The sequence below is a fragment of the Candidatus Falkowbacteria bacterium genome, assembly GCA_026396835.1.
GTDB lineage: Bacteria > Patescibacteriota > Patescibacteriia > Patescibacteriales > Patescibacteriaceae > Patescibacterium.
This window is the reverse complement of record JAPLWA010000004.1, coordinates 301,443-328,398: the sequence shown is the minus strand read 5'-3', so window position 1 is coordinate 328,398 and position 26,956 is coordinate 301,443. Positions and strand designations below refer to the sequence as shown.

At 33.5% G+C, this 26,956-nt stretch carries 36 protein-coding genes; 16 read left to right on the top strand and 20 right to left on the bottom strand.

Features of this window, described 5'->3' with window-relative positions; all coding sequences use genetic code 11:
* Positions 1–14: 14 nt before the first annotated feature.
* The 7 genes from serS (at position 15) to NTY12_02805 (ending at position 6,083) form a co-directional block, all read left to right on the top strand.
* Positions 15–1,280 carry a serine--tRNA ligase gene (gene serS / locus NTY12_02835; GenBank protein MCX6792937.1) on the top strand — a complete coding sequence of 422 codons (1,266 nt, stop codon included), beginning with the start codon at positions 15–17 and terminating at the stop codon, positions 1,278–1,280.
* A gap of 32 nt (positions 1,281–1,312) precedes the next feature.
* Complete coding sequence (locus NTY12_02830; GenBank protein ID MCX6792936.1) at positions 1,313–2,107, top strand: hypothetical protein; 795 nt, start codon at positions 1,313–1,315, stop codon at positions 2,105–2,107.
* Between the two features lie 57 nt (positions 2,108–2,164).
* Positions 2,165–3,313, top strand: a complete 1,149-nt coding sequence (locus NTY12_02825; protein MCX6792935.1) for a pyridoxal phosphate-dependent aminotransferase — start codon at positions 2,165–2,167, stop codon at positions 3,311–3,313.
* A 4-nt stretch (positions 3,314–3,317) separates the two neighbouring features.
* Positions 3,318–4,070, top strand: a complete 753-nt coding sequence (locus tag NTY12_02820) for a Mur ligase family protein (protein MCX6792934.1) — start codon at positions 3,318–3,320, stop codon at positions 4,068–4,070.
* Positions 4,067–4,939 (top strand): hypothetical protein, encoded by an 873-nt coding sequence (locus NTY12_02815; protein ID MCX6792933.1) that lies wholly within the window; start codon positions 4,067–4,069, stop codon positions 4,937–4,939. Before NTY12_02820 ends, NTY12_02815 begins: the two co-directional genes overlap by 4 nt.
* A gap of 286 nt (positions 4,940–5,225) precedes the next feature.
* The gene (locus NTY12_02810; GenBank protein MCX6792932.1) at positions 5,226–5,768 is read left to right on the top strand and encodes a hypothetical protein; all 543 of its coding nucleotides are present in this window, start codon (positions 5,226–5,228) and stop codon (positions 5,766–5,768) included.
* Between the two features lie 9 nt (positions 5,769–5,777).
* Complete coding sequence (locus tag NTY12_02805) at positions 5,778–6,083, top strand: hypothetical protein (GenBank protein MCX6792931.1); 306 nt, start codon at positions 5,778–5,780, stop codon at positions 6,081–6,083.
* Between the two features lie 71 nt (positions 6,084–6,154).
* Here NTY12_02805 and NTY12_02800 read toward each other — a convergent pair whose 3' ends face one another.
* Entirely contained in the window at positions 6,155–6,721 is a 567-nt protein-coding gene (locus NTY12_02800; GenBank protein MCX6792930.1) for a hypothetical protein, read from the bottom strand.
* A 44-nt stretch (positions 6,722–6,765) separates the two neighbouring features.
* Here NTY12_02800 and NTY12_02795 point away from each other — a divergent pair, with 44 nt between their 5' ends.
* Complete coding sequence (locus NTY12_02795) at positions 6,766–7,662, top strand: CAP domain-containing protein (GenBank protein ID MCX6792929.1); 897 nt, start codon at positions 6,766–6,768, stop codon at positions 7,660–7,662.
* On the opposite strand, the gene NTY12_02790 is transcribed toward NTY12_02795, so the two are convergent.
* Together NTY12_02790 and NTY12_02785 are read right to left on the bottom strand one after the other, a co-directional pair.
* Positions 7,663–8,295 carry a VTT domain-containing protein gene (locus NTY12_02790; protein MCX6792928.1) on the bottom strand — a complete coding sequence of 211 codons (633 nt, stop codon included), beginning with the start codon at positions 8,293–8,295 and terminating at the stop codon, positions 7,663–7,665.
* A gap of 78 nt (positions 8,296–8,373) precedes the next feature.
* Positions 8,374–8,529, bottom strand: a complete 156-nt coding sequence (locus NTY12_02785; protein ID MCX6792927.1) for a hypothetical protein — start codon at positions 8,527–8,529, stop codon at positions 8,374–8,376.
* A 141-nt stretch (positions 8,530–8,670) separates the two neighbouring features.
* On the opposite strand from NTY12_02785, the gene NTY12_02780 reads away from it, so the two are divergent.
* Together NTY12_02780 and NTY12_02775 are read left to right on the top strand one after the other, a co-directional pair.
* A complete protein-coding gene (locus tag NTY12_02780; GenBank protein ID MCX6792926.1) occupies positions 8,671–9,543 on the top strand; it encodes a hypothetical protein in 873 nt (290 codons plus the stop codon).
* 580 nt (positions 9,544–10,123) lie between these two features.
* A complete protein-coding gene (locus NTY12_02775; protein ID MCX6792925.1) occupies positions 10,124–10,606 on the top strand; it encodes a hypothetical protein in 483 nt (160 codons plus the stop codon).
* On the opposite strand, the gene NTY12_02770 is transcribed toward NTY12_02775, so the two are convergent.
* The 7 genes from NTY12_02770 to NTY12_02740 all read right to left on the bottom strand — a co-directional run bounded on the left by NTY12_02770 (position 10,603) and on the right by NTY12_02740 (position 15,323).
* Positions 10,603–11,709: a site-specific integrase gene (locus NTY12_02770; GenBank protein MCX6792924.1), complete on the bottom strand. Its 1,107-nt coding sequence runs from the start codon at positions 11,707–11,709 to the stop codon at positions 10,603–10,605. The genes NTY12_02775 and NTY12_02770 overlap by 4 nt on opposite strands.
* 9 nt (positions 11,710–11,718) lie before the next feature.
* Positions 11,719–11,916 (bottom strand): helix-turn-helix domain-containing protein, encoded by a 198-nt coding sequence (locus NTY12_02765; protein MCX6792923.1) that lies wholly within the window; start codon positions 11,914–11,916, stop codon positions 11,719–11,721.
* 50 nt (positions 11,917–11,966) lie between these two features.
* Positions 11,967–12,200 (bottom strand): hypothetical protein, encoded by a 234-nt coding sequence (locus NTY12_02760; GenBank protein MCX6792922.1) that lies wholly within the window; start codon positions 12,198–12,200, stop codon positions 11,967–11,969.
* Between the two features lie 4 nt (positions 12,201–12,204).
* Positions 12,205–12,582, bottom strand: coding sequence for a hypothetical protein (locus NTY12_02755; GenBank protein MCX6792921.1), 378 nt, complete (start codon positions 12,580–12,582; stop codon positions 12,205–12,207).
* Between the two features lie 224 nt (positions 12,583–12,806).
* A complete protein-coding gene (locus tag NTY12_02750) occupies positions 12,807–14,003 on the bottom strand; it encodes an AAA family ATPase (GenBank protein MCX6792920.1) in 1,197 nt (398 codons plus the stop codon).
* A gap of 12 nt (positions 14,004–14,015) precedes the next feature.
* Positions 14,016–14,252, bottom strand: a complete 237-nt coding sequence (locus NTY12_02745) for a hypothetical protein (GenBank protein MCX6792919.1) — start codon at positions 14,250–14,252, stop codon at positions 14,016–14,018.
* Positions 14,253–14,618: 366 nt separating this feature from the next.
* Entirely contained in the window at positions 14,619–15,323 is a 705-nt protein-coding gene (locus NTY12_02740; GenBank protein MCX6792918.1) for a hypothetical protein, read from the bottom strand.
* 250 nt (positions 15,324–15,573) lie between these two features.
* On the opposite strand from NTY12_02740, the gene NTY12_02735 reads away from it, so the two are divergent.
* Both NTY12_02735 and NTY12_02730 read left to right on the top strand, forming a co-directional pair.
* A complete protein-coding gene (locus tag NTY12_02735; protein MCX6792917.1) occupies positions 15,574–16,059 on the top strand; it encodes a hypothetical protein in 486 nt (161 codons plus the stop codon).
* Positions 16,060–16,094: 35 nt separating this feature from the next.
* A complete protein-coding gene (locus tag NTY12_02730) occupies positions 16,095–16,253 on the top strand; it encodes a hypothetical protein (GenBank protein ID MCX6792916.1) in 159 nt (52 codons plus the stop codon).
* Positions 16,254–16,289: 36 nt separating this feature from the next.
* Here the strand turns inward: NTY12_02730 and NTY12_02725 are convergent, their stop codons facing one another.
* The 6 genes from NTY12_02725 to NTY12_02700 all read right to left on the bottom strand — a co-directional run bounded on the left by NTY12_02725 (position 16,290) and on the right by NTY12_02700 (position 21,243).
* Positions 16,290–17,270 carry a hypothetical protein gene (locus tag NTY12_02725; GenBank protein MCX6792915.1) on the bottom strand — a complete coding sequence of 327 codons (981 nt, stop codon included), beginning with the start codon at positions 17,268–17,270 and terminating at the stop codon, positions 16,290–16,292.
* A gap of 92 nt (positions 17,271–17,362) precedes the next feature.
* Entirely contained in the window at positions 17,363–18,595 is a 1,233-nt protein-coding gene (locus tag NTY12_02720; protein MCX6792914.1) for a restriction endonuclease, read from the bottom strand.
* Positions 18,596–18,612: 17 nt separating this feature from the next.
* Positions 18,613–19,341 carry a hypothetical protein gene (locus tag NTY12_02715; protein MCX6792913.1) on the bottom strand — a complete coding sequence of 243 codons (729 nt, stop codon included), beginning with the start codon at positions 19,339–19,341 and terminating at the stop codon, positions 18,613–18,615.
* Positions 19,342–19,372: 31 nt separating this feature from the next.
* Positions 19,373–19,894, bottom strand: coding sequence for a hypothetical protein (locus tag NTY12_02710; protein MCX6792912.1), 522 nt, complete (start codon positions 19,892–19,894; stop codon positions 19,373–19,375).
* 4 nt (positions 19,895–19,898) lie between these two features.
* Positions 19,899–20,066 (bottom strand): helix-turn-helix domain-containing protein, encoded by a 168-nt coding sequence (locus tag NTY12_02705; GenBank protein ID MCX6792911.1) that lies wholly within the window; start codon positions 20,064–20,066, stop codon positions 19,899–19,901.
* Position 20,067: 1 nt separating this feature from the next.
* Complete coding sequence (locus NTY12_02700) at positions 20,068–21,243, bottom strand: hypothetical protein (protein MCX6792910.1); 1,176 nt, start codon at positions 21,241–21,243, stop codon at positions 20,068–20,070.
* Between the two features lie 435 nt (positions 21,244–21,678).
* Between NTY12_02700 and NTY12_02695 the strand changes: the two genes are divergently transcribed.
* Positions 21,679–22,170, top strand: coding sequence for a hypothetical protein (locus NTY12_02695; GenBank protein ID MCX6792909.1), 492 nt, complete (start codon positions 21,679–21,681; stop codon positions 22,168–22,170).
* Positions 22,171–22,284: 114 nt separating this feature from the next.
* On the opposite strand, the gene NTY12_02690 is transcribed toward NTY12_02695, so the two are convergent.
* Together NTY12_02690 and NTY12_02685 are read right to left on the bottom strand one after the other, a co-directional pair.
* Positions 22,285–22,827, bottom strand: a complete 543-nt coding sequence (locus NTY12_02690; GenBank protein MCX6792908.1) for a DUF305 domain-containing protein — start codon at positions 22,825–22,827, stop codon at positions 22,285–22,287.
* Positions 22,828–22,885: 58 nt separating this feature from the next.
* Positions 22,886–23,320 (bottom strand): hypothetical protein, encoded by a 435-nt coding sequence (locus tag NTY12_02685; GenBank protein ID MCX6792907.1) that lies wholly within the window; start codon positions 23,318–23,320, stop codon positions 22,886–22,888.
* Positions 23,321–23,367: 47 nt separating this feature from the next.
* Here NTY12_02685 and NTY12_02680 point away from each other — a divergent pair, with 47 nt between their 5' ends.
* From NTY12_02680 to NTY12_02670, 3 genes are all read left to right on the top strand, one after another.
* Entirely contained in the window at positions 23,368–23,577 is a 210-nt protein-coding gene (locus tag NTY12_02680; GenBank protein ID MCX6792906.1) for a hypothetical protein, read from the top strand.
* Between the two features lie 110 nt (positions 23,578–23,687).
* Positions 23,688–23,963 carry a hypothetical protein gene (locus NTY12_02675; protein MCX6792905.1) on the top strand — a complete coding sequence of 92 codons (276 nt, stop codon included), beginning with the start codon at positions 23,688–23,690 and terminating at the stop codon, positions 23,961–23,963.
* The gene (locus tag NTY12_02670) at positions 23,941–24,303 is read left to right on the top strand and encodes a hypothetical protein (GenBank protein ID MCX6792904.1); all 363 of its coding nucleotides are present in this window, start codon (positions 23,941–23,943) and stop codon (positions 24,301–24,303) included. The genes NTY12_02675 and NTY12_02670 overlap by 23 nt, the downstream gene beginning before the upstream one ends.
* A 50-nt stretch (positions 24,304–24,353) precedes the next feature.
* On the opposite strand, the gene NTY12_02665 is transcribed toward NTY12_02670, so the two are convergent.
* Positions 24,354–25,112 (bottom strand): C39 family peptidase, encoded by a 759-nt coding sequence (locus NTY12_02665; protein ID MCX6792903.1) that lies wholly within the window; start codon positions 25,110–25,112, stop codon positions 24,354–24,356.
* A gap of 28 nt (positions 25,113–25,140) precedes the next feature.
* A complete protein-coding gene (locus tag NTY12_02660) occupies positions 25,141–26,880 on the bottom strand; it encodes a cation:proton antiporter (GenBank protein ID MCX6792902.1) in 1,740 nt (579 codons plus the stop codon).
* Positions 26,881–26,956 lie beyond the last annotated feature (76 nt).

Sequence of the window (26,956 nt, the reverse complement as noted above, 5' to 3'; positions counted from 1 at the left end):
ATAATTTCATTATTATGTTAGATATTAAATTCATTAGAGAAAATATTGATTTGGTAAAAAAGAACTCAGCTGATCGCAAGGCTTTGGTTGATGTTGATAAGCTTATTTCTTTAGATGAATCATGGCGTAAACTTCAAGCTGAAGTACAGGAATTACGTTCACAAAGAAATAAAACCTCAAAAACTAAACCAAGCCCAGAAGAGATAGCGAATATGAAACAGGTTGGTGAAAAAATATCTGTTTTAGAAGAAAAGCAATTAGACATTGAAAATTCTCTTAAAGAGTTAATGATCGCCATACCTAATCTAACTCATAAAGATGTTAAAGTAAGTGCTGATGAAGATGATAATCCAGTTTTGGCTACTTCGGGTAAAATTAATAAATTTAATTTTGAAGCCAAGGATCATGTTGAGTTAGCTGAGTCACTTGATTTAATAGATTTCGACAGAGCTACAAAAGTCGCTGGTGCTAAGTTTTATTATTTAAAGAATGAATTGGTCTTACTTAATCAAGCACTAATTCAATATTCATTAAGCATTGCTATGAAGCATGGATTTAAACCCATGCTAACTCCGGATTTAGCCAAGACTTCAATGGTTGAAGGATTGGGTTATAATCCGCGTGGAGAATCAAGCCAAGTTTATCAGATTGAAAATAATGACTTAAGTTTAATTGGTACGGCTGAAATCACTTTAGGCGGTTATCACGCTGATGAGATTCTTGACTTAAAAGAGGCTCCAATCAAATATGTTGGTTTGTCTCATTGCTTTAGAACTGAAGCTGGTAGCTATTCTAAATTTTCAAAAGGCATTTTTAGAGTTCACCAATTTGAAAAATTAGAATTATTTATTTATTGCAAACCTAATGAGGCCGAAAAGATTCATGATGAAATGTTAAAAATTGAAAAAGAAATTTTTTCAGGGTTAGACATACCTTTTAGAGTAATCGATCATTGTACGGCTGATTTAGGCACACCATCTTTTAGAACTTTTGATTTAGAAGCTTGGCTACCGGGTAAACCAAATACTGAGAACGGCAAAGGCGATTGGGCAGAAATTACTTCAACCTCGAATTGCACAGATTATCAATCAAGAGCTTTGAATATTAAATTTGTTGATAGTGATGGAGAAAAGAAGCTGGTTTACACATTAAACGGAACGGCCATTGCTTTGCCTCGAGCTTTGATTGCTATCATGGAAAATTATCAGACTAAAGATGGTTCAATTGAAATTCCAAAAGTTTTGCGACCCTATTTGCCATTCAAAAAGATCAGTAGATAGTTCAATTTATTATTCTTATTGTCGTAGAGAATATGGGCCACGCAGAAAGACTCGAATATACCAATCAAGATAATGCCCAAGAAGACATCTCTGCAACAGAAGAGATTACGCTTCAGGATATTGAGAACATGAGAGAACCAATACAAAAGATTATAGAGCAAATGGACTTAAAAGAAGCTAAATATGGAACCATTATTTGTGATGATGCTTCCGGCAGGATACCAGCACTTATTTTCAACGAGGTTATAGGCAAGATTAATAATGATAACCACATTGAAAAACCTAAGCTACTTTTTATAGCTGGTCAAAAGTCTACTTGGAGAGAAAATGAAGAATGGGTTGACGGTAGAATGGTTAAAAAAATTTCGATCTTTAAGCAAATGAAAGAACACATTTCTAAGAACTTGAAGGATCCTGAAAGGATATTAATTGTAACAGACACACTAAATTCAGGAGATGGTATATATCCAATAACACGGACACTTGAAGAGGAGGGCATGAAATATGATATTGCGTCAATTTCTACCCTGATACATCCAAAGCGCGATGATCCCGAGATAGATAAAATGCAATTTAAAGCTCTTGAAGTAAAATTAGCATATCACGATAAAAATTATACGAAAAAAGGAGAAATATTTACCAACTTTTCTAAGGCTGTTCCGGGAATTTATAAATCTCCTCATTTATCGGGTGTGACTAAAATAGCCGGCAACCTGTTATCTGAAAGAGAAAAGGATTTTAATCCATCTTATGTCAAAAAGGCACGAGAAGACGCGCATATTTTAGCAGATCAATTGTATACGTGGTATAAAGAGCTTAAAAATTAATTCGGATTATTGTAACTAAAAAGCAAGTTGCAGCCGTGAACTGAAACTGTCTTAATTATGTTTGAACGAACAAAATCAATTCAATTAAGCGTGATTAAACAAATGGAGCTTTTAGCTTCTCGTTACGCTAATGTGGTATCTCTAGCTCAGGGCATACCTAGTTTTGATACGCCCTCAGCCATTAAAAGACGAGCCTCACGTGCTTTAGATGACGGCGTGGTTGCTAAATATTCATTATCTCCAGGATTGCCTGAGTTACGAGAATTAATTGAATTGTCTTTGGCAAGTGAAAATATGTATTATGATTGGCAAAGCGAAATTATTGTTACCGCTGGTTCAATTGAAGCTTTAACAGCTACGCTTTTAACCATCACAATGCCAGGTGATGAAGTTATTATCCCTGACCCAACTTATACAAGTTATAGAGAAGCAATTCGCTTAGCTGGTTGTGAGCCAGTTTATGCACCATTGGATGAAGCAGGTGGTTGGGCTTTTGATATCAAGATGGTTGAAAAAACTATTACGCCTAAAACTAAAGCCATCTTTTTTTGTAATCCTAATAACCCAACCGGAACTGTTTATACTAAAGAACAGTTATTAGCTTTAGCACAGTTAGCTGAACAGCATGATTTATTTATTATTTCTGATGAGGCTTACAAAGATTTTATTTATGATGGTGGAGAATATTTTACTCTAGGTCAAGATCAGCGTTATAGGAAAAGGTTTATTAGAGTTTTTAGTTTTTCTAAGGCTTATGCCATGACTGGTTGGCGTGTTGGTTATGTTCATTCTGACGCTTCAATAATTCGCGAGATAATGAAGGTGCATGATTGCTTAGTAACTTGTGCGCCAGTTGTTTCACAATATGCTGCTATGGGCGCCTTAGAGATGGGTCAAGAATGGATTGATTTCTTTAAAAAAGAATATGAAAAGCGCCGCGACTTAATGTGTGAAGCACTCGACAGAATTGGCAGTGAAAAATTAACTTATGCTCGACCAAACAGCGCTTACTTTGTTATGCCAAGATATAATGGTAATAAGCCAAGCTTTGATATGGCGGTTAATATTTTAGATAAAGTAAAATTAGCGACCGTACCAGGTTCTGCTTTTGGTCCATCAGGCGAAAATCATTTACGTTTAAGTTTTGGTCGCAAAGAAGAAGACATCATCGAAGGCATGAAGCGTTTAGAAAAATATTTTCAATAAAATCATGAAACGATTTGCTAAAATAATTCTTCAATATTATTTATTTATCTTTGCTAAATTAGCTTTGCTATTAAGGCAACCCTTTATTATTGCAGTAGCTGGAACGACGAATAAGACTTTTACTAAGCAAGCGATAGAATCGTTTTTAAGGGCTAGGGGAGAGACTTTAGCTGTACCAAGCTTTAATACTGAAATAGGCCTTCCTCTGGCCATTTTAGGGCTTCCAAGTGGCTATAATTCATATCAACGCTGGTTGGCGATCATGTTTTTAGCCCCATTTAAGGCATTTTATGTAAAGCTGCCAAAAATAGTGGTTTTTGAGTTTGGAGCTGATCGACCTGGTGATTTGTCTTATCTTATTAGTTTAGCACCACCAAAAGTCGTGGTAATAGCATCTATAACGCAACGTTATTTAGAACAGTTTGGCGGGATTGATAAAGCTGCTCACGAATATCAAATTTTAGTTAAGAGTGTGGGTAAAAATGGTTTAATAGTTTTGAATAACGATATTCCGGAAGTTAAACATTTGCAAATTGTCAGTCGTGCTAAAACTGTTTTCTTTGGAATTAGTGAAGAAAATATTTCAGCTGATGAAAATAGTTGGTTAATTTCTAATTTCAAAATAACCGAGCAGGGGATAGTCGGAAATTTAGTTAACAATGATATCAAAAAAGATTTTGCACTTAATCGTTTTGGTAAACACAACGCTTTGGCTTACGCCGCGGCTAGCGCTGTAATTGATGATCTTATTTTATGATAGCTCCATCACCGCGCCATCGTTTGTATAACACTGCTGCCGGGGCACGACGCCGGGGTAATCCGTATTTTGCTAACAAAAAAAAGGATAATTTTGGCGCCTCAGTTATGAAAAATACTTTGGCTCATATTTCACCACGCGTTTGGCTTTGGTTTTTTCTTTTTATAATAGTATTTATTTTTTTAGCGTGGTTGCTGTTATTCTCTAATGTGTTAGTTGTTAAAAACATCGAAGTCAAAGGAACTAATTTAATTTCTAGCTCCGATGTTGAAACTCTGGCAAGCGATCATTTAGATAGAAGCAGACTTCTATTTTTATCCGAATCTCGCTTAGCTGTTTTTGACTCTAACTCTTTAAAGCAAGAAATTAATGATCGCTATGCTCTAGATAACATAAAGGTTGTTAAAAAAATTCCTTCTACCTTGCAGGTTATTATTTCCGAAAAAGCTCCGGCTGCTGTTTGGTTTGAAGCTGATACTTATCAACAGATAGATGCTTCAGGTTGGATTTTGGTTCCAGTCGCTGGTCCGGTTGAGAATTTACCAATTATTTTTAATAACGGTTTTCCAAAAATTAATGATAAAAAAATTGACGGCGCAGACAAGATTATAGTATTTGCTAAAAATCTGACACCCGAATTTGTTAATCGTTTTTCAGGTATAAAGATAAAACAACTTGCTGTTGATAACGAACAAGACACTATTAAATTAGTACCTGAAAGGGGAGCGATGATTTACTTTTCTACTAGTGATGATTTGAATAAACAGCTTGACCGGCTTGATCTACTTTTACGCTCTGAGTTAAAAGATCGATTTGAAAAAGTTCGCAATATTGATTTGCGTTTCGGAGATAAGGTATACTATCAGTAGTCCTTCGCAAAGACTTCAGACTATAAATATATAGCTTTGTTAAATTGCAAGATAATATAATTGAAAATTAACTATATGGAGACAGCATTTAAATTTCTATTCGCTTTCGGAGTTTTCCTATTTGGGCTGCTATCGGTTGGCGTTTTTCTAGTAATTGTTAAGATAATACTCATGTTTCAACCGCAGGTTCATTTTATGGGCTTTATTATCTCATAAACAGAAAAGGTTTTAAATATAGCACTTGACAGTCTTTATTTTTTGTGTTAAATATATCTAATCTAAATATATGTTTCAAGAAAGCTCCATTTTAAAAGAGGGAAAGATGATAGAGAAGGAATATCTATCTAATGTTAATGAAGTCAAATATAAAAAATTATTCAGCTCTCTTGATGAAATTAGATATAAGAAAGTTCTTGAAAAAGACGATTTCAAAAAGCTATTTCAAATGGTAGAAACCATACAACGCTGGCCAGATCCAAGTGATCCAGATCCAGACTTTGCTAATGATTTACATGCTACAATAGCCGAAAGACTGGGGCTAAAAGTAGAGGAATACAGTAATCTTGAATTTTATACCGCCGTTGATAGTTTGTTAGATGAAAAGGGAATTGATGCTTTTTTCAAACTTAAACTAGATGGTAAAGAAGATATGATTGTTAGCTTTGACTTAACCTCGAATGATAACAAGTATACTACTAATGCAGATGTTTTAGTTCATGTTCCGTCTGGATACTTATTAAGCCGAAAGGAAAACGGTAAAGAATATCTCAGTAAAGTAAAAGAGGTTGCCAATGATATTTTTAAAAAATTTAATAACCAAATAAATTAAAACAAAAAAATGAACAAGTCAGATTATGTAGGTTCCGTCGACAGTACTCACGCCAAGGCTAATAAAGTCTTTGATGTTAATCAGCTGTTGTCATTAGATAATGATGATTCCGCGGTTAATATTATGTGCAAAAACTGTCATTCAGTGATTGAAGGGACTCAAAAAGCCGCAATGTCACTAGCGGTTGCAGCAAAAACTGATTTACCAGATGATTTGACTGGAAAATACTTTCAGACAAGTCTTTGCATGTTCTGTGATAACACAGACGACGAGGTAACGGTTGAGTTAAAAGATATAGCAGAGCTTGCAAATTAATTTTTTGCAAATATACTTTTTTAAAGTATAAAAGCCGGTTGCTCCAAAAAGAGAAGCCGGTTTTTTATTTTTTAGTTAAAAATATTTACAGGAATTATTAGTTCATCATCCTTCGAGCTGTCACCCGATGGATTGTCTTTTTTTAAAATTAATGTAGCTTTACCAGAAAAGGAATTTGGAATAATTAAATTAGCTGTAAAATCTACAAATTCTTCAGTCATCCAATTACCCTGAGCTTGCGCTGTACTTGAAGTAACCTCCAGATTATTTTCATCTACTAAGCTTACGGGAAAGGAGGCCTCAAAAAACCACAGACCCCTAGCTTTACCAGTAATGACAATAGGATTCTTTATGTTACTGTTTGGTCGAGGGCTATCGACTCTAATTAAATCAATTTTTTCAAGTTCGTTACCAATATCTTCGGAAAAACTCTGTCCATTTGGTAAAACACATATTCTTGGATAAGTCTCTTGAACTGGCAGACCAGTGGCTATGCATTCATTGAAGCTATTTGGCAGCTTTTCAATTGGGCGATTCTTTATTGGAAAATCCTTAAGCAATTGGTCGCGATAAATAACGACTGCTGCAATTAGCAATAATATAACAATGTAGGCGAAAATGAAGTTTTTATTTTTCATGCATGGTCAGTATAGCACAAAAATGCTAGAATTAAACAAAGAATATGGCTAAAAAGTTACTACTGATTCTATTGCTACTAATCGCCGTTGGCGCTGGTGCTTTTTTTATATTTCGAAAAGATTTAGACCCCTTTTTCAATAGTAGCAATGAATTTATAGCTAATGACCCTGCTATTGGCTCAATCAAAAGAGATGTTACTGTAGCTAAAGATCGTATTTTTACCGCTGATGAACCTTTGAGAAAAAAAGAAGAATCAGTGGTAGATAAAAGTGTTTTAACGGTTGCTGGCGTAGTTAAGCAAACAAATATTGAAAGAGAGTCGGTGAATTTACCAGCGCTAAAGCCATCACTACTATTGAATAAGTCAGCTGAATTAAAAATCGATGATATGTTTACTAATCAGTACTTTGAACATATTTCGCCAAGTGGCCAAGGACCGTCTGATTTAGCCAAAAAAGTTAATTATGATTTCGTTATAATTGGTGAAAATTTAGCTTTAGGTAATTTTGATGATGACAAAGATTTAGTGGCGGGCTGGATGGCCAGTCCAGGCCACAGAGAAAATATTTTAAGAAATGGGTACGAGGAGATTGGTGTCGCGGTTCGTGAAGGCATGTTTGAAGGCCATATGACATGGTTAGCAGTTCAAGAATTTGGCGCGCCTTCAGTTAGTTGTCCTAAACCAGATACAATGCTAGCTAAGCTGCTTGACGACAATAAGCTAGAACTGACCAAACAAGAATTAGTAATGAATCAAAAGAAGCTAGAACTTGATGCCTATAATCCAAAAACCAACGCTGCTTACGCACAGTTGGTTCAAGAATATAATAGTTTAATACAAAGATATAATGCTTTAGTCGCTGAAACTAAATTGAAAGTAGGGGAGTATAATTCTCAGGCTGAGGTTTATAATGATTGTTTAGTCAGATATTCTAAATAATTATCGACTTTTGAATAAGTTAATAGCTTTTTTTAACAATGCATCACGCATTGTTTTGTTTTTTATTAAATGGATAATGTTTGGCAAAACAGAAATAATTATAATTGCTAAGATTATTGGTATTAAGTAACGATCAACATTAGGAATAAAATTGCCCAAAGAATAGCCTAAGACTAATAAACCAACTGCCCAGAGTAAACCGCCTATAATATTGTAAAAAACAAAGGTACCATATTTCATCTTTCCGACCCCGGCAATAATTGGAGCAAAGGTGCGAACCACAGGAATAAAGCGAGCAAGAATTATAGTTTTGCCGCCATGCTTCTCAAAAAATAATTGTGCGCGTTCAATATTTTCTTTAGCAAAGAAAAATGAGTCTTCTTTTTTGAAAATTTTTGGTCCCAAGCGATAACCAAAAGTGTAACCTACGCTGTCGCCAAAAACAGCACAAACAAAAAGCAAAGGAATAAGTATCTTAATATCAAGCAGACCCTGGGAAGCCAAAAATCCTGCTGTGAATAAAACACTATCTCCTGGCAAGAAGAAACCTATTAACAAGCCTGATTCAGCAAATATAATGCCGCTTAGACCCAAATAGCCAGCGGCTTTTACTAAAGATATAATATCAATCATAATACTCTAAGTATAGCAAAGGATTAAAAAAATAACGACCCGGTTTAAGGGGTCGTTATTAATTTTTTCAGAGAAAAACTATATAGCTTCTTCAGCATCTTCTTCGTCGGCTTCGTCTTCTTCGTCAGCCACGAGGTCAGCGTCAGTATTTTCTTCTTCCTCTCCTAATGTTTCGTCGTTTTCCTCGTCTCCATCATTCATGGAAACTGGGTTGACGTTTAGTTCGTCTGTCATAGATATACACTTACTTTATAGGCTGCTTAAATAAAGCAGCAGGCTAACGCCTTGAAGATATATTACTAGATTTATTACGATGCGTCAAGGCTATTGCTAGATGGGTTTAAAAATACTAAGATATATTCTATAAATATATTTATGACAAAAGAAATCATTTCTCAAGAAAAACCAAAGAGTAAACAAGAATCAATAGGCGAGCTTAATTTTGCCATGGAAGCTTTAGCCGATGAGGCTGAGGCAAGGTATGGTGTTAGGCTTTTAAATTCGGATGGCTCAGCCAATTCTGAGGTTTTTGGTTCGCTTAGCGAAGAAGATGTCCGTTTTATAAATAATAGGATTAATTATTGGGCTGGTGCGGACAGCCCTGATGCTCGAGCGACCTTTGCTAAATTCCATAATTTAGGCGATCCAGAGCAGTTAGATGAAGAGGAGCTCAAAAAAACCATGGTTGATTATTGGCACAAAAACACTCAGACAGGTAATGGTGCAATATTTGAGATGATGGTTACTGTGATTTTTAGGAAAGCTTTGGGTGAGGATTACTTAGTCATGCGTTCATCAAAGCGTGATGATTATCAAAACGGAGTAGATAACATTATAATCAACACTAAAACTAATGAAGTAATTTGTGCTTTTGACGAAGTTCAAGAGCCAACATTGGTAGGAAAAAGATTGGGTAATAAAAATATAAAGATCATAGATATTGCTGTTAAAGGCGGTCAAAGTATTAAAGATGGCGTTAAATTTATCAACGGTAATGTTGAAAAAGCTAGTTATAATAATTTGCCTGTTTTTTATATTTCATCTGACCCGGATCAACTAAAGAAAGATTTGCAAAAAATTAATGCTAAAGATATCAATAATGCGACTGATTTTGAACATGAACTTTTTGTTAAATTTGCCTCAACTATTATTCAACAGGCAGAAATGCTTTTACAGCTTGAATCAGTTCCACAGAAAGTAAAAGATAGACTAAAAAAAGTTTCGGCTTTCTTTAATGACAGAAAATAGGGGAGAGTGAGTCCCCTAATCTCACAAAACTGTTTTTTGGCTCCTACTGTCTCAAATTGAACTAAAATTTATTAGGCTCGGTGGTATGTTCATACCTTTAAGCTAAAAAATTTTAGTTCTTATTTTTTATTTTTACTATCATAGGAGAGGACTAGTAGCAGCTACCTAAGAGTAGAACATAACATAGCAATCAAAGAGCCTGAGAAAAAGAAATTTAGATATAGTAGTGTTAAAAGCCTGATTTAATTATATACCATGTCGTATAAGTTATATTGTGCGACATGATGCTTTTTCTCAATCTAGGTCTATTTAGGCTTACCTACCAACTTGACTCTTACAATATGTTTGTATAGTATATGAGCACGAATAATTTGTTGTACCTTTTAAAAAGCCGGCTACTAAGAACCACTTTAAAAACACTTCGTCCCAACCTGGTGTATACAAGACTCTTATAGCCGGTTTTGTTATTTATCCCCCGCTTTTGCTATATATTTGGCCTATCTATTGACAAGATTTAAGATAGGTGCTATAATATAGTTATTAAAAAATTGAAAATAAATTAACCCGAAAGGATAGAAACTTGAAAAGATTAATATCAGTAGTAGTATTTGCGATAGTTTTACTATCGACAACAGTGTCATTCTCACAGAACGACTCCAGTATCGCAACAAAAACGTATTTTGGTGTTCTCAGTTGCTTGATCTATGATACTACAGGTGTCATGAGTCACAACACTACGTTTAGAGCGGCTGCGGAAGTACAAACACACTATCTTGGGCTGAATTTTGTTGCAAGAGGTATCTTCACCACACAGGCTTCCGGATCATTCGGACAATTGTGGGCTGAAAAAAATATCGGCAACTTTAAAGTCAGCTTAGGTTATCAAGGCAGGCCAATAACTTTAGGAACAAGACCTAACCCGGTATACGGTCACTTTGAAGCGCCCGCAAAAAGTATAATACCAGGTTCTCATCCTGGTAATAGGGGTTCGATTCCCCTTGGGACTACGAGAAAAAAAATAGGCGAAAGCCTGTTTTTTGTTAAGCTTTTTACAATTTATTAAGCTGATGCAATACTAGGGATAGAAATCTTTTTACTCTCAGATACTAGTGGGATGACTAAATGATGACTAAATTTCTGATTTAGAGTCTCAACTGCTCCTCTGATAGCTAATGATGTTAAATGAGAATATCTCATCGTGGTTTTTATATCAGCATGACCTAGCAACTCTTTTATCAAAACTATAGACACTCCATTCTGAGCTAAGTGAGATGCAAAGGTGTGACGCAATGTGTGCCAACCTATTTTTCTTAGTCCTGCTGTTTTGCAAGCTAGGTGTAACCATCTTAGACAAAGCACCGGACCTAAATGTTTTTTACCGTCCTTGCTAAAAACTAAACCACGTTTTTTTGATCTTGCATTAAGTACTTTACTAACATCATCTAACAAAGGAACATATCTAATCTTATTGCTCTTGGGGCTCCCTAAGCGTCCCCTAGCGATTGATTTTTGAACTGTCATAAGATTACTCTTAAAATCTATATCGCTCCACTCTAAGGCGATTAGTTCGCCGAAACGAAGACCAGTCTTAAGACCAACTAACACCATCTCTCTTAATACCCCGTCACAATTATCTAATAACAACTGGCATTCTTCTGCGCTAAGAAAATCAAACTTTTGTGGCTGAACCTTGAGCAGTTTAATCTTTGGTATATTATCAATCACTCCCCACTCTTGAGCTGTCCTGAAACACTTATTTAGAATAATTAGATGATTATTCACGCTTTTATTAGCTTGACTGGATTGTAATTTTTTAGCCTTATAACTTTCAATATCTAGGTTACTTATTTTATCTAATCTCTTGTCTCCAAAAAATGGATTTAAGTGAGCTCTCAGCACGCTCTGTTTATTTAAAACCTCTGAATATTTATTATTAGTTTTAACATAAACATTAAACCATTTCTCAGAAAAATCTTTAAAATTTGGAATAACCTCAATCTTATCAAGCTTAGCAACTATAGGCTCGCCCCGGGCTAATTTTTGCCTTAAAACAGCCTCATAGGCTCGGGCTCCGTTGCTAGTGTTATCCGGACTCACTCTTCGATACCTCTTGTTGTGAAGATAAATACTGACCCAATATTTATTTTTACTTTTATATATACTCATATTATTTTATTAAACGATTGCTTCAACACGGGAGCTATCTATGCATTTTTCTATATCAGATATTCTAAATCTTAAGCTGCCACTTATTTTATAAAATGGGATCTTTCGTTCTTTAACTAATCGATAAATTGAAGACTTAGACATTTTTATAATCAATGCCAGTTCTTCAGGTGTTATCAAATCATTTGTGTTAGAAACATCGTTCATTTAAATTTTCAATGGGCAATACAGGGTAACTGTATTATACCATTATTTTACTAATTTAATTGAGTTTTATTATTAAAAGAAGAGTTTCCGAAGTCAGTAAGTACAACTAAGAAGTCACCTGTACAGAAATTTATGTCTTTCTCCACGTTTTGCAGATTATAGTAAATTTTCCCATTATAAGAATACACTTCTTCATTATATTTTTTCATACAACAGAAGATCTTATCGCCTCTTAGATTACTCAATGACTCTTCTAATTGTTTAATCTTTTGTTTTGTAATCATAATATTAATTATAAGTAGTCTTTTTTTCTAAAATTTTCTGCTCGACGATCTCCACTCGATCAGAAATTTGACACATCTCAAAAGCTTTTATTAGTACATTTGCCAAAACTCCTAAACAATTTGCCGTGCGAATTTCTAATTCTCCCGAGCGAACTCTGTCTATCGTATCAGCAAGAAGGTTAATCACGTCTTTGGGCTCGTTAATTACTAAAACAGGTAAAGCTTCTTTTAGAATAATTTTGTTAGCAAGACCACCAGAAGTTCTAGCCGCGAGTTTTTTCTCTGGATCTACCTTTGGATCGTGAAAATAACAAAATTCAGAATCACTCATGGGATTTGCTCCGCAATACTCTCCGTTCGATTTAATAAATTGACAATTCATAGAACTTGTTATGTTATGGGGTGATTAAGAACTTGTTAATTGTTAATTACTTGTTAAAAAATTTTTAATAAGTAATTTTGTTTAATATTAGATATTAATTATTAATTGATTTTTATCTTATTAAAATTCCCTATAAGAGAAGTTTATATTATTGGTTCATTTAAGAACCAATAATTAGCTTATTAGTTTATTAATATGTATATATACATTAACAAGTAACAAGCTTATTTCTCTAGCGGAAAGTAATATTTTGCCCTTCCTTGGTGGCTACAATCAATTTTCCCCTCATTCATTAACTCTCTTAGACCTGATCTAAGATTGTTGCTGCCTATCTCTGTTTTTCCTTCTAGATCTTTAACTGTTACTCCGGGCACTGTCTGTAAAGTTTCCATAATAAGTATTTTTGCTTCCTCAACTCTTTTACCCTTCTCCTCTATTTCACCCATGAATTGCCATTTTATAAAACCGTTCTCCGGGTCATTAAAAATCTTTATTGCAATTCTGCCGTTTAGTCGTTCTGAGCTTCTAGATTTTTCTTGAGAAATTGTCATCTCAAGGACGGTATTACCAAACTCATCCGCAGAATTTTTGCTCTCTAAAAGAAGATTCGACGAGCATTTTGCTATGATCTCTCCACTCCCCCTGCTACTCGATTGCGACAATTTCTCATTTTTGAAGGGTTTTCTCAAATGGTGTAGATAGACGAGACTTACATTTGTTCTTCGAATTAACTCTAATAATTTTCTGTTAACAATTTTCATTGGTCCGCTTTCATTTTCTTCCTTGTCGTGGATTTCAGTAAAAGTATCAAAAATAATAACTTTATATTTCTGCTCTTTTATTTTTTTTATTAGACATTCAAAGTTTTCTTCATCAGTTATAAGGAACTTTTGGTCTATAATATAATCTATTGGGAGATTTTCGGTTACTACTTTTTTAAATCTAGATACCACGGTGTTCAAATTTTGCTCTTGATCAATCAACAGAACGCCACCTTGTTTCACGGGGAATTCATCAAACAAGGGCTTTCCGGAGGCAATGTGGTAGGCAATGATTAAGGCCAATAAACTTTTACCTTTGCCGGAATCACTGCAAATATTTGTGATCGCGTTTTCTGGTATTAATGGTTTTACGATGAAATATTCCGGCTCAACTTCGTAATTTAATAATTCTTGGCAGGTAGATATTTTTAAATCATTAGAATCAATCGGGTCTGATAATATTTCTTTCGGAAGAAATGAATCTATTTCACCAGCATTATCACAAAAGGTATTTTCACAAGTATATTTTCCGGTTTCAAAATCAAAAACAAGAGTGGTGTTTTTACAACTCATACACTTAGCTCGAATATTCAAGCCTTCGTTTTCAAAAGGCCAATCACCTTTTTGAAAATATTCAATTACCCTTTTTTTGATATCCATCTAAATGTATTTTTATTGTCCATAAAAAATATGTAGTACTTCATGATCCTGTGCATCCTTATATTGACTAAGCATACGATCCTCCAGAACACTTCTATACTTTTGAAACGCTTTACTCAATACTGTAAATTCTTTTTTTTGATATTCATCTGGAACATTAATAAGCACCCACTCAATAAGTTCCAATATTTCCTTAAACTTACTCCCGATCAATGACCACTCACTCAGTGATAGAATCTTATTTCTCATATTTTTTTCTTAATAATAAATAAAATAATTACTCCGAGGCGAGGGAGAGGTACTAATCCCCTCTCCCCTATAATGTATTTGTCCTCAGAGAAAAATGATTACACTTTAATCATTTTCGTTGTTTGATCTCGTCAAGCGGAATCGCGATTTCCAGAGATTGTCAAAACTTTAAAAGGACAAAACTTCTTTATAAATTCCGGCAGATTCCTAGAAATTAAAAACTATTCTATATTTATACTTATATAATAATGCAACCAATCAATACCTTCGAGAGACCTTGATGTCTGAGTAAACTAAAAAACAGCCTATTAAAAGCCGTTTAATTAGAAGTTATTAACAACCCCCAGGGGTCATATGAGGGTATTTTTAATCAATAAAGTTTATTTCATAATTATTACGATTAAGCCTATAACCACCAGTGCTAACATGAATTATTATATCCTCCTTTAAATTTAGCCCTTCTTTGAAGTTTTCATTTATTTTTTTAATTTCTTTGAGTGGGTTGCTGTAGTTAATTCGCTCACGTGGCATAACTATCTTTTCTCCACGAAGTTTTTGAATTAGATCAAACCGACCTTTTTTTATTGGATATTTTCTATCTTTATTAATATAAATTCCTTCATCTTTTGATATATAAATTGTTATTTTCTTTGTTGTTTTATTTTTAACTACATTAATAATTTTTCCTAAGTCACTTAGCTTATTATTCTTGATAAGAGTTTCTTCATAAATTTTCTTCAATAGTTTCTGGGGTTTATCATCATTAATATTCCAATAATCGGGACCAGAAATAATCATTCTCGGTACGCCATCGGCTTGCCAAAAATATGCGTTAGCGATTTTGTCAATTTTATATTTTTCTATCGCGTTCTTAATATCATCTAACCAAATAAGATATTTACCCATAACCTCACTTACATATTCACCATCAGAACTATAGTCTGAATACATTCCTGAACCAAGTTTGAATCGACCATACCCATCGATGGCGGGTTCAATAAACTTGGATAAATCTATTCCCCTGAGAACTAAATCTTCTAGCCAGATGTTTGTATTATTTGTACTATTCATATAACTCTAATGTTAATATTTTATATGTTATCAACATGCTGGATAAAACACAATAAAGGTTGATTTTTAGCAAATATGGTGGTACTTTAATAGTGACAATCAAATCCGCCTAAACCCCTTTGGGGCATGGTATTAAGTCCTAGACAGCAGAGATGGTCTTCTGACCAGTTTTCAGCTGTCTAGGCGCATATTCGAAAGAGTATGTTAACTGTGTCGGGAGACCTTTTGTGTTCTCCTTTAATATCATTTTATGAAAGATATAATAAATAAAGATAAGGAGGCACAAGATAAAAAAGACTATAAAGGTTATATTCTTAGAAAAAGGATATTAATTGCTATTTTTATCTTTGTTGTAGGATTTATAGTTTACGGTACAGACTGGGGATTTCTAAGATCGCGAATAACAGATTATCCAGCTTATTGTGATAAAAAAATTGAGGAAGGAAACTGTCCGGGTAAAATTACTATCATGTCGTTCCCCACGACTTATGAAGTATCAAAAAAACGTCAAGAAGTAATATATTGGCAACCCGGAGAATCGGATTCAATTAATAAAGCAACTGATTGTATTATTAAGGATAGAAAAAATTGGTCATGTAAATTAGATGGTGAAAAATTTGGTTTTAGTAAAGGTAAGTATTGGAATTCATATAGAGAAGGCGCCGGTATATTTATTACTGGACAAGATTTTTCTTTATCTCGCCGTGAATGGCTTGAGTTAAAATGGAGGCCGTAATATCATAATTTTATTAACAGTACAAATATAATATTATGCCTAAAGTATCATTAGATGAGTTATTAGAAGAAATGTTCGGTATTAGTGAAATTACCGATAAAAAAGATCTAGAGAAGATAGTTGCTAAGTTAAGAGAGAATCCAGATCAAGTTATAAACTTTCAGAAATTTGCGAAAAGTAAAAGAAATAATTAAACCAGCCTCAAAAGATTTTACGTTTCTCAATCGTTATTAATCACGCTCAACCTTAGATATCGAGAATGGTTGAGTTGTTTTTGTTTCCCCGCTTTCTATATGATAATTTATTTGAGAACAAAAAGAAAAAATATTTAAAGGAATTTTATTTTGGGCATTGCAGTTATGAATAAAAAATAAGCTAGAGCCAATATCTTTTTTAATCGCAAGGTTAAACACATCATTAGAAGTGATTAAAACACCGCTTAAGTACTTAAATCTATCATCTAAGAAGATACCTACCGAAATATTTTTACCCTCTAAATTAGTTGCGGTTGCCCTATTTTCAACATATTTAGTATTATTAGTAATATTCTTTTTATCTCCGGGGAAAACAATGTTATTACCTTGCCCAAAAAATATTTGTCTGAATATCCTTTCATCTAAAAATCCGTCATCAAAAGAATGAATGTTTAAAGCTATTATATAAAAATCACTCTTTTTAACTCCAAAATTTAAATAGGTTGTGAAGAATGACTTATATTTATCAAGAATCTTACTTTTGATTCTAAAGACAACCGGATCAGCAAGTTCATTTATAGGACCGCCACCTGATATCATTGTTCCTGAATTAGCAGTATTAAATTGATCACGCAAAAGTAGAATTTTATTTGCATTGGTTGCATTTTCTGGGGCCATTGATTCAATCCAGGCCGGTGTACTATTAATACCTATGAGGAAATCTGGCGTCCCGATTTGTGATTTTTTTGTTTTTAAGCCAAAGTTAGTATTTAATAATTTCCCACAAAAAAGTTCCCATGATCTACTGTGAAAATCTTTTTGTATAAATTTAATATATTGCTTATCTAAAAAATCTTTTATTTCCAAGTACCAACGATTAAAAATATTTCTTACTTCAACAAGCTCTGGATATGATGCCAAAGCTAGATAGCCAGAATCTAATTCAAGTTTTTCGGCAACTTGTCTGAGGTTTTTAGGAGTACATACGGGTAAATCTTCTCTAAATAAAGATGCCATACTAAAATATAATTATTTATTTAAGTAGCATTAAAAAGCAATCTTATTATATTGTTTTAATTATCTCTAGATCATTCAAAAATTCCATATTGCTAGCCATCACTCTTGCTTCCATGCCAACGGAAAGCCCTTCTAAATCCGGCGACCTCAGCTTCCTTTGTTGTCCTGCAATAAATTTCATTTTTACCAAGAATTTTAGTTTTATCATATTGCTGATCAAATGGTAGGTGGTAAATCTTTTCATTAGTAGAATTATTTATGTTACATTTAATACATGGGTAAGACTGATCAAATTTAAAATTTTCTTTCAATTCAATACCCAAGGCATTTGCGAATTTTGTGGCTAATTCAGATAGCTTTGTAGTTGTGCAGAAAACTGCTCTTATTTTTTTCCCAGGATTAGAATCTCTATACTGAAAAAATGTTCCGAAAAACTGAAAGATATGTTTCTCATAAATAGTTCTAAAACTCGCCCAATTTTTACATTGTATTAATACTATTTCATTATTTTTCTTACAAATTAAATCTATTCCTAGATCTTCTAGTTTATATTGTATCCCATGGTACTCAACATTGTAACCATCTTTTTCATACAAATATCCAACATACCTTTCATATAATTTACCAATAAGCCATTTAGACTTATTGGGGCGCTTCCAAAATCGATCTAATGCTAATTGATTTCTCTCGACGGCTGGCAGTTTCCTATATTCTTCTTTTGTAAGATAGTTAATCGCTGGATCTTGCTGTTCCTCTTCTGTATATTCTCCAAAAATTTCAGCCTGGTCTATATCAACATCTTCTTTTACATCTAATAAAAACGGTGCTAAATATTCATAGTATTCAATAATAGCTTCTGTTTTTTTTCTAATAAACTCTGCCTCTCGTCTTCTTTTTGCCTCTTCTTTTACTACATCAGAAGCCTTATAAGCGGGGTGACTTTTAACCCTTAGAGAATAAGAGGTCCCATCATCTCTTAATTTTTCATATTCTAAAATTCTATTAATTAAACTTGGAAATCCAGAAGCTCTTTCTAGTAATGTTTTCTTCCATAGATTTTCATCTATCCGAGCCTGCTCAAGGTTATTTACTGAGATTTTTAACTGTTCTTGAAATTTTTCTATTTCATTATTGTGTTGTTTACGTTCTTCGTTGGCTATAGTCTTATGTGTCGAAAATGAGATAGAGATAACAATTATAAAAAATACTATAATTATTATTGGCGTAGAAGCTTCGAAAATTGCTAAAAAAATAATAGCAACAACAGCTGTGCCAAAAAACAGCTTAGAGAACTCTGTTGAATATTTTTTTATATCTTTGTCCATGTTAGTAGAGCTCTCTGTTAATTAATAAGTTCATCAAAAAAATCTTCAGCTAATTTAGTTCTATTAGTGCTCATATCACCGATAACCTTTTTTATGTTTTCTGTCTCTTCTCCTGTTATATCACCATGTCCTGTTTCAAAGATTCCTTTATCTTGTGTAATAGTTGTCATTAATAACTCGATTACAAAATCATGCAATTCACCACCGAGCCTACCCCCCGTACACTCAAAAGCAATTAAAGGAATCTTTCCTGAAATTTTTTCTGAAATTTTTGATTCAAGTTCTTCTAAATCAGAAAACCTTAATTCATCAATACTAGTATATTCTGTAAATCCTTTTTTAAGCCATGGTAAAAAATTAGACACTTCTTCTATGCTCTGAAAGGCGTGATTAATGAGAGAAACATTTTCATCTATATCGTTTTGATTTTTTGGTGGCTTGATACCAAAGAACCATAGGTGCAAACAAGTGTACCGCAGAATCCATAACTCTTTTATGAGTTGTTCCTCATTCAAACTTTGATTAGTTTCAGCTTTTATTTGTTTAATTTTTGCTTCAATTTCATCTTTTTTACTTAGAATATTTTTGATGTACTCTTCTAAAAAAAATAAATATTTTTTTAATTCTTCAATAATTCTAGCTTTTTCGAATTCAAGAGTTTGCCCTTCCGGCAATTTTTTTTCAAATTCTTTTCGACGTATGCTGTTAATTTTCCCTATTATTGATGAAACTAATTTATTACTCATATTATTTGTTTATAAATTTATCAAATATTCACTATTCTTTCGGTTTAATTTTTCCGATAACAACATAATAAAAAACTCTTCTTATTACCTCGAACCCTACACAAATACCAAATAATGAAAACAGCGCCTGAAGGATTGCGTCCAAGTGGGTAGTGATGTTTATTTTTGTCTTTGTTAATTCAAATAACTTTTTACCTTCGAACGAATTTAGTCTATCGTCAGGTATAAATCCGTCGGTATAACCAAGTATTTCAGATATTTCATTTTTTGAAATTCCGCATGCTGATTGTAAGTCAGTTTTTATATAATCTGGTAAATCAGTCAAGCTATTAGAGTAATCATACGTTGACGATATATAGATATTCTTATCTTTAGCCGCTAAAAATGTTCCTTTATTCCCGTAATTGCATTTAACAGTGTAATCTTCTTGATAGTTCCCAACTTCTTCAATAGACAACGTTATTGCAATTACAGAGAACAGAACAAATATAGCGATATAGGAAACCTTCACTAGCCTATACCACCATTTGTTATTTAACTCTTTTATTGTCATATGATTACTTAATAAATTTATCAAAATCTTCTTTTTTAATTCTCCATTGACCAACCTTAATAGCTTTTAACTTACCGCTTTTGATATACCTAAAAATAGTCATCTTACTAACTTTTAAAATCTTTGCTATTTCTTCTACTGTATAGAACTGATATTCACATTTTTCTTTCATATTAATTTTGTAATGCGCCAAAAAGATGAAGAAGTGTAATTAAGTAAATAATAAACAAAAACGCAGCATTGATATACATTTTTATCATTGCTTCGTTAACTGTCTTTTTAGCTTCTTGCATTTCATCCTTTTCATCTTTATTTGGTTCATTTTTCAATAATTTTCTAATACGTTTAAATTCTACGTCTAGCCCTAAGGCAGTCTGCCAAATCGTTCGGCCATAAATCATTGAAAAGCTTTGTAAACTTAAATAAATTAAAATAAGAATTGACACTACAATTATTTCAAAATTCGCGTAAACTTTATCATAAATTGCTAAAACGACACCGATTGTTATTAAATTAATAATAATGGTCCAAGTATAGCCAAGCCATCGCCACGGGTTTTTCTTTATTGCATCACTATCTTCACTAGCAACTATTTCTTTTTTGTCTAATAATTTTTCTATATATTCTAAAATTTCAACGCTCATTTTAAATTCATAATTTGGTATCCCCACATACTTAGGTGACTTTTCATCGAACAAGGAATTATTGAATTTTTCTATATATTCAAGTTTTTTTGCGTAGTTGGTGTCTTTCCTTTTTTTCTCTGGCAGATCATAATATTCATCCATCTCTTTTTTTTCTGATTCACTATTTATATACCATATGTTTTTACCATATTCACTTTTATAAATTTCTAAACCATGACTATCTGTTTTAACCGCCTCTTCTATTTTTGAAACACCAATTTTTATTTTTTCTGCTGATTGTCTTAGAAATCTCTTGTAATCTTCCTTTGAAATAATCTCTGGGTGTTTGGACAATATATAAAGATTAACTTCATAATTACCAAACAAAGGCACTTTACTCCACTCAACCTCCTTTTTTAGATTTTCAATTCTATCAGGAAAAATACTGTTTTTCTTTTTAATCTCGGATTCTAAAATTACACCATCTTTTATAGAATATTCCAAAGGAGGCTCATGTGAACTTTCTAACGTACGCATCCATATCTCGATAGGATCTGCGGATATTTTATATTCAATCGTGTCATTATTATAAAAACAATCATTTTTGACACTACTGCTTACTTTAATTTTTTTCTCTTCAGGATAGAATGTGAAGTCCGTTGTACTATAATCATCATCTATAATAATTGAATTATCTTCGTCAAAAATTTCTACTGTTTTCATATTTTTTTAATAATATTATATATTCATATCTTACACCCACGTAAACTATTGTCAACTTTTGTTAAGTATAAATTTACCTATCTGAAGCACTAGACCCAACTAAGACTATGCTATAATTTAAAAGCTGAAATTGATATATTTATCAGTTATTGTTATAATAAAAATCATTTTCAAAAATAGAGGTTGTATTTGAATACCCCTATTAAGAATAGACCAAACATATTGGGGGCCCACCCCCCCCTATGTCATTCCGGCTAACTTCATCACTCTTCCCTGTATCGCCATTTAAAAGGATGACTAAATGATGACTAAAAAGTGATGAAGTGTAGTAGAATATAGATAAAGATAGTAATAGATAATAAACACAGAACTCTCTATTTAAAGGCAATAACACCTTTAAAATAAAGATATAAACCATTCTGGCCCCTTCGTCTAATGGTTAGGACGCCAGGTTCTCATACTGGTTTAAACTTGAGCGGAAGATTCGGTTCACTTGATATTATAACTGGTGCTTGCTATCTTGCAAAAGATAAGCAAATGGAATATGGCATGTTCGCAACAAACAGTTTTAAAGATGTAAAGGTAGGCGTCGGTGGCTATTATTCACCAAAAAAATCAGGGCTTGCTCTGACAATGGATTTGGATAAGACATCCTGGCTAGTCTACTTAAATAGTAACGACGAAGCGTCAGTCTACGTCGACTACACTTTCCCTATATTCTGTCCATACTTTACATTCACAACAACGAAAAATCCTTCAAGTACGGTTGATGATGTAAAGAAAAACATTGTTAATCTCGAAATCGGATTAACAAAAACATTTACCACAAAGGTAACAAACAACTTGAGCTGCAAAACTCTTATTGGTATAGGCCACGAGTTTAAGGAGTTCAAAACAACCAACCTATATGTCCATATATACTTCTAAACGAAGTATCGCGGACGGTCCGACTAGTTATTTGTCTCTTTCAACGAAGAGCAAATAATTGGTCGGTTTTTTTGTTACAAAAAAACTAGCCTTGTGAGCTAGTTTTTGAATATCTTACTTAGTAGTAAACCAATCCGTTTGCCATGCCTTCATTTGCTCAAGCTCTTTGGTGCGTGAATCAATAATGCTTTGAGCTAAAGTCTTGATATCAGCTCGGCTAGACTTAGTTAGTGCTAATTGAGCCATTTCTAGCGTGGCCTGATGGTTGATAGTCATTTCAAGAAGAAACTCTTTATCAAACTCATTCCCCTCTTTATCTTTTAAAACTGAGTTTATTTTTGAGGCTAGCTGATCAACTGGTGCTCCATTACACATTTTCTTTTCGGCATTTAAATTCTTCATACAGCCAGTTTTTGTTACTGACATCCCACGGTAGCCTGAACCAATATAGCTTTGAGCACTTAAGTTTCCAAAAAAGAAGCCAAGCCAAAGAATAATCATAATTACAAATAGTACAATCATTACTTTAAACAATGGGCAAATCCAGCATGACGTACCACATGACATGCTAGCTGTTTTAGAAACCGGCTTGTCGATTGCTAGGGCGATTGATTTTGTTTTAGCTTTACTTTTTACACGCGCTTTTGTTTTAATCATATTTTTTTGTTTAATAAATATTGTTTTAATTATAACAGAATATGTTTCAATAACAAAATTATTTTCCGCCTAAGGATTTAATTTTTTCTAAATATGATGGATAGTTGGTAATTGCATCGGCTCCATTTTCATAAAGTCTTTTGCTGCGATCTAAATCGTATATTATAAAAGTGTTATAGGTTGTGTTTTCCTCCAGCTTCATATCTTGAACAAAGTAACTTATAATGCACGAATTTGTTGTGGGGCTGTAAAATATTTTTGGCTCAGTAACTCTTTGACCTCTTTCTCTTATGGTATTGGTTATCTTCTGTGCCTCAGTAAAACGATCATCACAGGCTTTTTGCTTTGAGCTTATTTCTTCCGTGCTTAGAGCCGGAGTCTTTGGCCAGGGAATGAAAGACAACCAGCTTGGCTTCATGTTGTACACGTAGCCAATAAAACAGATGAGCAATAGAACAGCGATGATTAACAATCTAGAAATTAGCTTTTTCATAAGATTAGAGTATAATTATTATATAATCTTACAATTATTTTACAAATATGGCAAAGAAATTAGCAAACGCAGTTAAGGTGATTGGCCTATTAACTATCTTAGGCGCCGCTATCTCCAAGCTAGCTCCCCTACTTAAAACCGCTGACCCAAAAATCAAACGCAAGTTTATGAGTATTATGAAACTTTTAATCGAATTAAAGGAAGAAGTAATGGATTTGGGAACCATGGCAGCTAAAGAAATAAAGAAGCAAAAATAATACATATCATAAAAACAGGCCTTAGTATCGGTCTGTTTTATATTTGACAAAATTACACTTTCGTGATATTTTACAGTTAACAATTTATTTAAAATCAATCGTACTTTAAAATGAAAAGATTAGAAAAATCAGAGAAATTTCTCAAGGTTATCTCTGAGTTAGTAGCGGACGGCTGGGTAACTACCGGCTCACTAGCTTTTGATCCAATATTTGGTAAAGAAAAGCAAAGAGTTATGGTTGAAATGAGTAGTGGCAGAAAAACAACTTTCGAGTCGCCCCATAGTGCTGAGGATCAAGTCCCTCATCTTTTAGGCTGGCTACCTGAAGCTTACTTAAACAAAAAATCAAAATCAAAATATCGCGATGGAGAAAAATCTGAAACTTGAAGTATCTGTTGTTATGGAAAATCCAATTAACAAAAAGTTAATTGACATCTATTTAACAAACATACGACTTAGGGCATGTAAGCAGAAAGGCCCATTAGTTTTACATAGGTTAGTAGTTTTTGAAGTTGTAACGGCGAATTTAGAAGATTCGCTAGTTAGACTTAAAGAAATATCAAAACAAGATGATAATTTAGTTATTATCATATCAGCCTTGTCTGATAAAGATTTTGAAAGAAACAATGGCTACCACAGTCTTTTCAAAAAAAGCAACGTAACCTTGTTGTCAAAACCTGTTTTTGAGAAAGACCTTGAAGAGACTATCTACAAATTAGTAGGCTAGTCTCGAAATTTTAAAGGGAGTATTTGCTGTATGCATTTACGCCCTTTTTTTTATTTTCTAACTATGATCATTGATCTTTCGTCTTTTTTAATTTCTTCATGGTAACCAGTCGGATAAACTCTTATAGCTTCGTATAAAATATCTTCGTTATAACGGTAAGCCTCCCCTCTTTTCGTACCCGGATCATTTGTAATGAATTCTTTAGTTGTTGGATCATAGCCTCGAATGACTATCATATGTCTTTCTGGCCCGGGTGCAGTAAAGTAAGGATTATGTAATTTTTGTCCATCCATTGGTGCGAGGACAAGATTGCCCTTATTTAGTTCGCTAATAATATCATCAATTGATACGTTAGCTTGTAACTCTACTTTTTCGTAACTGAAATAATCTTTAAATACATGATCAACAACATCGTCCAATGTTATGTCGCGATATTCTCCATAATTTCTTAATTCAAAGTCTGATATATCAGAAATTTTCTCCCAAGCAACCAACTTACTTAATTTGTCTCCCCTAGCCCAATAGACAGCCATTAATGCCGAGGCTTCCTCACAGCCATCTTGCTGTCTTTCGTCGCTCCAGCCCCCAAATGGAGCCTGTGAAGTGAATGGTACGACTTGGTCTACTAATTTGCTTATCGTAGTCTCAACTTTAATTTGCTCATTATTTGTCTCTGTCTTTACTACTGCTGGTGGCTTCAGGTCTTTACGTTCCTCTACTAAAACTTCTATTGTTGTATTTGCTTGATTAATTTCTATGTTTTCAATTTGATTTTTTGGTACTTGCCATACAAAAAAAATTACCAACATCAGTATTATGGATGCAAAGTAATACATACTAGTTTGAGTTAGTTGGATGTTCGTGTCCTAAGTTCAATTTCTTTTGTAAATAATCAAGATGTCTGTTTTTAAGACCACTGAATTTGCGCCGACCAAATTGACCATCGAGTTTTACTAACATATCTGCCGCATATCTACCACCAAGGAAGTGAGGCAAAATAATATAATCAGCACCTAAGCTGTAAAGCTTCAAAGCGTCTTTGATGCTATGCGAAACCATCATAATCGTCGCCTTTTTATTTGAACGACGAACGGTTTCTAAAATCAACACATTTGACTCTGCTGTCGGAATTGTAGAAATAACAATTTCTAAATCTTTAAAGTTTAATGATTCTAAAAAGTTAATGTCAGTAGCGTCGCCGTATTCAACTTGCATATCAGATGCAGCTAAATTTTCAACGGTTTCCGGATCATAATCAACGACTAAAAACTTTTTTTTCTTTTTATTAAAAACTTCTATAAAGTCTGACCCGATTCTACTGCAACCAAACAATACTACTGAATAATTATACTTAATAACTTTTTGTTCTCGATTAATCTTTCTTTCAAAAATTGATAAAAATGATTCAAGGACTTTGTAAATATTCTCAGAATATTGGATCATGTAAGTTGAAAAGAATATGGTTATTAGAGCTACAAGAGTTACTAATGATAAAATTTTAGAATCAACATGACCTAACTTTACTCCTAAGGCAACTAAGATCAAGGAAAATTCGCTAATCTGACCGACAGTCAGGGCAGTTTTTAAACTTGTTCGTTTTCGGTAACCGAAGATTCCCATAATAGTCATAAGAATTAACGGATTAGCGATTAAGACGAACAAAGACAATATAATCGCCGCTGGTAATATTGCAGTTATTCCTGTTAGTACCATTTGAGCACCCAGCATTATGAAAAAGACAACAATAAAGAAATCTCTTAGGGTGACTAAGCGCGCACTTATTTCATGTCGCGATGGCATGACAGCGAGAGCAACACCGGCTACTAAAGCACCTGTTTCGAGTGAAAATCCCGCGGCCTTAAATAAAGCAGCAATTATAAATCCCCAGCTAACAGAAAAGATAAAGAGAAGTTCTTGTGAATGAGATAAGAAGGAGTTAAGCGGTTTAAGAACTTTATGTGCTATTAGCCAAACTAGAAAAGTGAGAGTCGCTCCCTTGCAAAACATTATTAAAATAGATAACCAGCTGCGATCAGGTGTTGATAGCAAAGGAATTGAGAACAGTAATATCAGGGCAATAATATCTTGAATAAGTAAAAAACCAACTGAGATTTTAGCATATAATGATTCAAGTTCTTTTTTGTCGGATATTAGCTTTAGAATGATGATGGTGCTAGAAAAAGATAAGGCGATAGCTACGTACGCGGCGACGATTGGAGTCCAGCCTAGCATCAAACAAACCGAGAATATAATACTGAAAGCAAAAATTACTTGACCAATTCCAGCGACGGCAGATACCTTCCCGAATTGCTTAATTACATTCGGTGTTAAATTTAGACCAACGGTAAATAGTAAAATCGCAATTCCAATCTCGCTGAAAAGATTAAACGTTTCAAAAGATTTTATAAAATTAAACACAAACGGCCCGACAATCAAACCAGTTATAATATAGCTAATAATTAGCGGCTGGCGCATTAACCTCATAGCAATAGCAATAATGACGCCAATCGCAATGACGATGCTTAGTTCAAAAAAAAGTGTAAAGTCAGGAGTGATTGAAAATAGGATGTTTTCCATATACTAATATTATATCATATAAAATAACATCGGCCATAGATTTATCTTGCATACAAAAAATAAAACAACATTGAAG